Raw genomic sequence first — 6,605 nt, forward strand, 5'->3', positions numbered from 1 at the left:
GATAACGGTGGCGCGGGGCCATGGCTGAACCGTATATCGAATATTGCGGCCAGCAATTTCCCTGGTATGGCCACATGCACGCCGTGATTCTGCATCAGAACCGACGGTCTGTGCAGATGGATGCCGAGGCGGCCATGCAGATGGACGACGATGGTCAGATTGATGTGCGCTTCAATCTGGCGCCGGAGTGCTACGCCCAGTTGCAGCAAGCGGTGCGCACCACTTTCGCCGGCTGCGACTACTCTCGCGAAGAGCGTTGATCTGCGGTGATGGCGCCGCGCCTGCCGGTGCGACCGTTTGGTTGTTGAAAGAACTTAAACGATGCAAGCCGCCTTGCGTGGCCAACTGGCGACAAGGGGAATCCCATGCATCGTGTGCGTAGCGCAAAGGCTGCGCGGTGGGCCTTTGCGTTGAAATGCATGCAGTAAAAAATTCAGGAAAAACAATAGGACGGAAATGAAAAAAGCACCGACCGAAGTCAGTGCTTTTCTACTTTAATTCTGGTGCCCGAGGCCGGACTTGAACCGGCACGCCTTGCGGCGGCGGATTTTGAGTCCGCTACGTCTACCAATTCCATCACTCGGGCAGCGCGAGACGCATTATCACTTATTTGTCACAATTCGGCAAGTTTTTCGCTTGCTGTTGTTAGCCCAAAGTAGAAACGCCGCCCCGAGCGAAAGCGCGGGACGGCGTTTCTCACTGCGGCTGGGCCAGTATCAGTTATGCACCGAGGCCAGCTGGCGCGCGATGATGTCGTGGTTGAGCCAGACGACGGGTGCTTGCGGCTCCGACATGGCGTGGAACATCAGCGGGCCCGTGCCTTCCAGTACCAGCGAACTCAGGTGGTCGGTGATCAATTCCTTGCGGTCCTTGTGCAGCTTGGTGATGTCGTCCGAAGTGCCGATCATGACGTCGGCCAGCTCTGGCGTGTTGTCCATCGGCCAGGCGGCGAAGTTGCGGAACTGCACGCTGGTGGCGTCGCCGTTGTAGGCGGCGATACGGTCGAGCAAGTCTTGCAGCGAGACGCCGTCTTCCAGCAAGCCCTGGCAGATATTCCACTGCTCTTCGGACCAGGCCGCGCCGCCTTCTTTTTTCAGCGCGTCGAGCAGGGGGAACAGGGACAGTTCCACGCCGACGAAAATGTCGGACGAGTTGGTGCGGATTTCCGGGCAGTTGAAGACGGTGGCCTTGATGCCTTTTTGCCACGCGGCCTTGGCCACGTTTTCCAGGCGCATCTTGGCCAGGCCTTGGGTGTAGTTGCTATACGTTTGCCACTGGTACTTGCCGTCGATCAGGATCTCGGTGCCGTGGTAGCCGTAGGCGCTGTAGCGCACCTGGCCGCCCGTTTGCTCGATGCGGGCGCGGATGGCGGCGCTGCCGTCGATCAGGTGCTGCAGGGTGTTGGCCGTGACTTCGTCGAAGTTCATCAGGATCAGCTTGCCCAGATCGCTGTCGAGCAAGGCGCGCGAGGACATGAAGCGCTCGCCGCGGCCCTTGTAGATGCGGTTGGCGATCGCCAGGAAGACTTTGACTTTCGGAATGCCGCCGGCCATGGTGTGGGCGAAATACACATTGCTGCCATCAGGAATCAGGCTGTCCAGCTCGGCCATGGCTTTTGCCACGGAAGCGCTGAAACGGGCGATGCCGGCTTCGCGGCAGCGTTCGATCTGCGCCCAGTCCAGCTTGTCTTCTTGCCAGCTTTTCAGGGTCATGTCGGCCAGCAGGGCTGTCGGCGTCGGCTCGCCTGCCGGCGCGTCGAGGTCGAAACCGGCCATCAGCGGCACATTGATGATGCGCCCGCCCAGGTTGGCTTCGGCTTCCGCCAGCTCTTCCGCGTTCAGTGGGCGCAGCGCCATGTTCTCATCGCGGCGGCCGACCGTCATGCCGACGATATTCATGCCCGCCTTGCGCGCTTCGTCCAGCAAGCCATTCACATAGCCGCGGCCGAACAGCTCGCCGAACAGCACAAAGGTGTCGCCTTTGCGGAAGATATTTTTTTGCGGGATGTCTCTTAAGGACGTAATCTCGGTCATGGTGTCAATTCATTCAAAAATTAGCGGGCAGATGGCTAGTGCTACTGCCTGCTGGTTCAACATAGTGTTAAATTATGCGCCATTTCAGCGGGAAAAATCCTGTTGCGAATAATTCTCGTCTGGAATGCCATCTTCTTCTTCATGCAGCTCTTATTCTTTCGCCAAGGCGTATTTTACGCTGCCACGGCGCACAGCGCCCGCAGACTGGCCTGGCAGGCGCCGATATTACCTCAGCTTGGCAACCCAGGTCAGTAAAATTGATCTAAAACAAATCAAGCTGCCCCGACACGAGGCGCGAAAAATCATCGCCCAGGAAGGGCAATATCGCGTCCGCCACCGGTTGCAGCTGGCGCGTCAGGTAATGGTGGTAGTCGATGGGCGAGCGCTGCGTTTCCAGCGGTTCCGGCCCCGCCACCGTGATCACGTAGCTGATCCAGCCGCCGTTCTGGTATTGCAGCGGCCGGCCCTGCGCCAGGTTGTAGGCGTCGGCCGTGCGCGCCGCGCGCACGTGGGGTGGCACGTTGCGCTGATAGTCGCCGAGCGGACGGCGCAAGCGCTTGCGGTAAACCAATAAGGCATCGCATTCGCCGCGCACGGTACGCGCCACGTAGTCACGCACATAGTCCTGGTAGGCGGTGCGCTGAAAGATGCGCCGGTATAACTCTTGCTGGAATTGCTGCGCCAGCGGCGTCCAGTCGCTGCGCACCGTTTCCAGGCCCTTGTAGACCATCTGTTCGCTGCCGTCGGGCTTGCCCACCAGGCCCGCATAGCGCTTCTTGCTGCCTTCTTCCGAGCCGCGGATGGTGGGCATCAGGAAACGCCGGTAATGCGTCTCGAATTCCAGCTCCAGCGCATTGTCGAGGCCGAATTCTTCGCGCAGATGCCGCTCCCACCAGGCGTTGACGTGCGCCACCAGGGCGCGGCCGATCTTGCCAGCCGCTTCGTCGCTATGCGCCGTTTTCAGCCACACGAAGGTGGAATCCGTGTCGCCATAGATGACCTGGTAGCCCTGCCCGGTGATCAGTTCGCGCGTGCGGTGCATGATGTCGTGGCCGCGCAGGGTGATCGACGAGGCCAGTCGCGGGTCGAAAAAGCGGCAGCCGCTCGAACCCAGCACGCCATAAAACGCGTTCATGATGATCTTTAACGCTTGCGACAGCGGCGTATTGCGCTCGCGCTTGGCCGCCTCGCGCCCTTGCCACACCTGTTGCACGATGGCGGGCAGGCAGTGTTTCACGCGCGAAAATTGCGCGCCCCGGTAGCCGGGCACGGTATCGGCTTCGTCGCCACGCGTGCCCACCACCAGTCCCACGGGATCGATGAGGAAGGTGCGGATGATGGACGGGTACAGGCTTTTATAGTCGAGCACCAGTACGGAGTCGTACAGGCCCGACTGGGAATCCATGACGAAGCCGCCCGGGCTGTTGTCGCCGGAGACATCGCCCAGGTTGGGCGCAACGTAGCCTTGCCGGTGCATCAGCGGCAAGTACAGGTGTTCGAACGCGGCCACGGAGCCGCCGCTGCGGTCGGCTGCCAGGCCCGTTACGCTGGCCCGTTCCAGCAAGAAGGTCAGCAGCTCGGTCTTGGCGAAGATGCGCGTGACCAGTTCGCAATCCTTGAGGTTGTAGCGCGCCAGTGCCGGCTTATCCTCACGGAAACGCCGGTCGATCTCGGCCATGCGCTGGTAGGGATTGTCGATGGACTTGCCTTCACCGAGGAGCGTCTGCGCCACGTTTTCCAGGCTGAACGAGGAGAAATTCCACGTCGCCGACTTCAAGGCTTCGATGCCGTCGATGATCAGGCGTCCCGCCGCGGCGGCAAAATAGTGTTCCTGCTTGCCGCCATGCTCGCGCCATTCCATCACGGCGCCGCCGCGTCCCAGCCGCAAGGGAATTTGAAAGCGTTCGGCGTGTTCCTTGAGCACGCGCAAGTCGAACTGCACCAGGTTCCAGCCGATGATGGCGTCCGGGTCGTGCTCTTCCATCCACGTGTTCAGGCGTTCGAGGATCTGCGCGCGCGTGTCGCAGTATTCCAGGTCGAAGTCGAGCACTTCGGCGCCGCCGTTTGGCGGCCCCAGCATGTACACCTGGCGCTGGCCGCAGCCTTCCAGTGCCAGCGAATACAGTTCGCCATGCGCCGTCGTCTCGATATCGAGCGACACCAGTTTCAATGTGGGGCGGTAGCCGGGCGCTGGCCTCAGCTGCACTTCCTGCAGGGTTTCTCCGCAGAACGACACTGGCGCTGTAATAAAACGCTCCATCAGATAGCGCTCGGGCGGGCGGATATCGGCTTCGTAGACGTCGATGCCGTGCGCACGCAGTTGCTTTTCCAGCTTCAGCAAATGCCGGTATTGCTTGCAGTACAGGCCCAGCACGGGGCGGTGGTGGAAGTCGGACAGCGAGAGGGGGCGCAGCTCGGCGTGGCGCTCGCCACGCAGCAGTAGTTCCGCCTGCTCGCGCTGCTCCATGGGAAGGAAGGCGACCGCCGTCTGCACGGGCAGGCGCACGTGGCGGGGGCCGGCGTCCGTTGCCAGCCAGAAATCGACTTCCGTGCCGGCGCTGGTGTCGCGCCAGTGGCGGGTCAGGATAAAGCCCTGTTCGAGCGGGTGCTGCGTGTTGCCTGTCATGGTGCCGTGAGTGTCTGGTGTGCTGGCCTGCACATTACAGCAAGCTGCGCAGGGCGGGGCCGGTTGCGGCTATAATTTTCAGCATCGAAGATGATAACAAGAGCGCGTCGCGCCGCCCACCCCGGAGACAGCATGCAAGCAATCAGTTATGTACATGGCGCCCACGAGACGCCGTTGATCGGTGTAACAATAGGCGCTTACCTGGACAACATCGCCGCCCGCTATGGCCAGCACGATGCCCTGATCGTGGCGCACCAGAACGTGCGCTGGACCTACGCGCAATTCCAGCAGCGCGTGCACCGCCTGGCCGCCGGTTTGCTGAAGCTGGGCTTGCAGCCGGGCGACAGAGTCGGCATCTGGTCACAAAATTGCGCCGAATGGGTACTGACCCAGTTCGCCACGGCGAAAGCCGGATTGATCATGGTCAACATCAATCCCGCCTACCGGCGCTCGGAACTCGAATACGTACTCGACAAGGTGCAATGCAGCGCGCTGATTCTGTCGCCCAGCTTCAAGTCCAGCGACTACCTGGCCATCGTGCAGGACGTGGTGCCGGAAATCGCCCGTTCGCGCGCCGGCGCCCTGCAGTCGCCGCGCCTGCCGCAATTGCGCCACGTCATCCGCCTGGGCGCGGCCGCCACGCCGGGCATGCACAACTTCGACGCCTTGATGGAGGGCATTGCCGACGCCGACCTGGCGCACCTGGAAGACATCAGCGCTAGCTTGCAGTTTGACGACGCCGTCAACATCCAGTTCACGTCCGGCACCACGGGCGCGCCGAAGGGCGCCACCCTGACGCACCACAATATCCTGAATAACGGCTTTTTCATCGGTGAAGCCATGCGCCTCACCGAGCAGGACCGCTTGTGCATCCCCGTGCCCCTGTATCACTGCTTCGGCATGGTGCTGGGTAACCTGGCCTGCGTCACGCATGGTGCGGCCATGGTGTTTCCCGGCGAAGGCTTCGACCCGAAAGCCGTGCTGGAAACCGTGCAGGCCGAGCGCTGTACGGGACTGCATGGCGTGCCCACCATGTTCATCGCCATCCTCGACCATCCTGACTTCAAGCATTACGATCTGTCGAACTTGCGCACCGGCATCATGGCCGGTTCGCCCTGTCCGATGGAAGTCATGACGCGCGTCATCGAGTTGATGCACATGGCGGAAATTACCATTGCGTATGGCATGACGGAAACGTCGCCCGTCAGCTTCCAGACGGCGATCGAAGACCCGCGTGAAATGCGCGTGTCCTCGATTGGCCGCGTCCACCCGCACCTGGAAGTGAAAATCATCGATGCGGAAGGGCGCATCGTGCCGCGTGGCGAGAAGGGCGAATTACTCACGCGCGGCTATTCCGTGATGCAGGGCTATTGGGGCGACCCGGGAAAAACGGCCGAAGCCATCGACACGGCGCGCTGGATGCACACGGGCGACCTGGCCGTCATCGACGAGAACGGCTTTTGCAGCATTGTCGGCCGCTCGAAAGACATGGTCATCCGTGGCGGCGAAAACATCTACCCGCGCGAAGTCGAGGAATTCCTGTACCGCCACCCGAGCGTGCTCGACGTGCAATGCGTGGGCGTGCCGGACGCCAAGTATGGCGAAGAGTTGTGCGCCTGTATCATCTTGCGTCCGGGCACGCAGGCCACCAGCGAGGATATCCGTGCCTTTTGCGACGGGCAGATCGCCTATTACAAGATTCCCCGCTATGTGCGCTTCGTCGAGGAATTTCCCATGACGGTGACGGGCAAGATCCAGAAATACCTGCTGCGCCAGCAGGTGGCGACTGACCTGGGGCTGGGCACAGATTAAGCTTTTTGCGGGCACATAAAAAAAGGCTATGTCACCGTAAGGTGTGGGAACTCTCCCATGGTTGCCTTCAACAATGTTTCTGGGGAGCGGATGCGTCCGGCGTCGAGTATCCAGCGCCACCCCAGATAATTCGG

Annotated in this window: 4 protein-coding genes, 1 tRNA gene and 1 pseudogene; 2 read left to right on the forward strand and 4 right to left on the reverse strand. The window is 61.3% G+C overall.

The window, feature by feature from the left end; all coding sequences use genetic code 11:
* Positions 1 to 20: 20 nt before the first annotated feature.
* Positions 21 to 260 carry an Imm10 family immunity protein gene (locus ACQ4WN_RS07010; protein ID WP_436550861.1) on the forward strand — a complete coding sequence of 80 codons (240 nt, stop codon included), beginning with the start codon at positions 21 to 23 and terminating at the stop codon, positions 258 to 260.
* 241 nt (positions 261 to 501) lie between these two features.
* Here ACQ4WN_RS07010 and ACQ4WN_RS07015 read toward each other — a convergent pair.
* The 3 genes from ACQ4WN_RS07015 to ACQ4WN_RS07025 all read right to left on the reverse strand — a co-directional run bounded on the left by ACQ4WN_RS07015 (position 502) and on the right by ACQ4WN_RS07025 (position 4,659).
* Positions 502 to 586, reverse strand: a tRNA-Leu gene (locus tag ACQ4WN_RS07015).
* A 130-nt stretch (positions 587 to 716) separates the two neighbouring features.
* A complete protein-coding gene (locus ACQ4WN_RS07020; protein ID WP_436550862.1) occupies positions 717 to 2,033 on the reverse strand; it encodes an enoyl ACP reductase FabMG family protein in 1,317 nt (438 codons plus the stop codon).
* Between the two features lie 262 nt (positions 2,034 to 2,295).
* Entirely contained in the window at positions 2,296 to 4,659 is a 2,364-nt protein-coding gene (locus ACQ4WN_RS07025) for a DNA polymerase II (protein ID WP_436550863.1), read from the reverse strand.
* A gap of 132 nt (positions 4,660 to 4,791) precedes the next feature.
* Between ACQ4WN_RS07025 and ACQ4WN_RS07030 the strand changes: the two genes are divergently transcribed.
* On the forward strand, positions 4,792 to 6,471 hold the full coding sequence (locus ACQ4WN_RS07030) for an AMP-binding protein (protein WP_436550864.1): 1,680 nt from the start codon (positions 4,792 to 4,794) through the stop codon (positions 6,469 to 6,471).
* A 26-nt stretch (positions 6,472 to 6,497) separates the two neighbouring features.
* Here the strand turns inward: ACQ4WN_RS07030 and ACQ4WN_RS07035 are convergent.
* Positions 6,498 to 6,605, reverse strand: a pseudogene (locus ACQ4WN_RS07035) (IS1595 family transposase); the annotation flags it as partial.

Origin of the sequence: Janthinobacterium pasteuri (assembly GCF_051380775.1) — a bacterium.
Classification (GTDB): Bacteria; Pseudomonadota; Gammaproteobacteria; order Burkholderiales; family Burkholderiaceae_D; genus Janthinobacterium.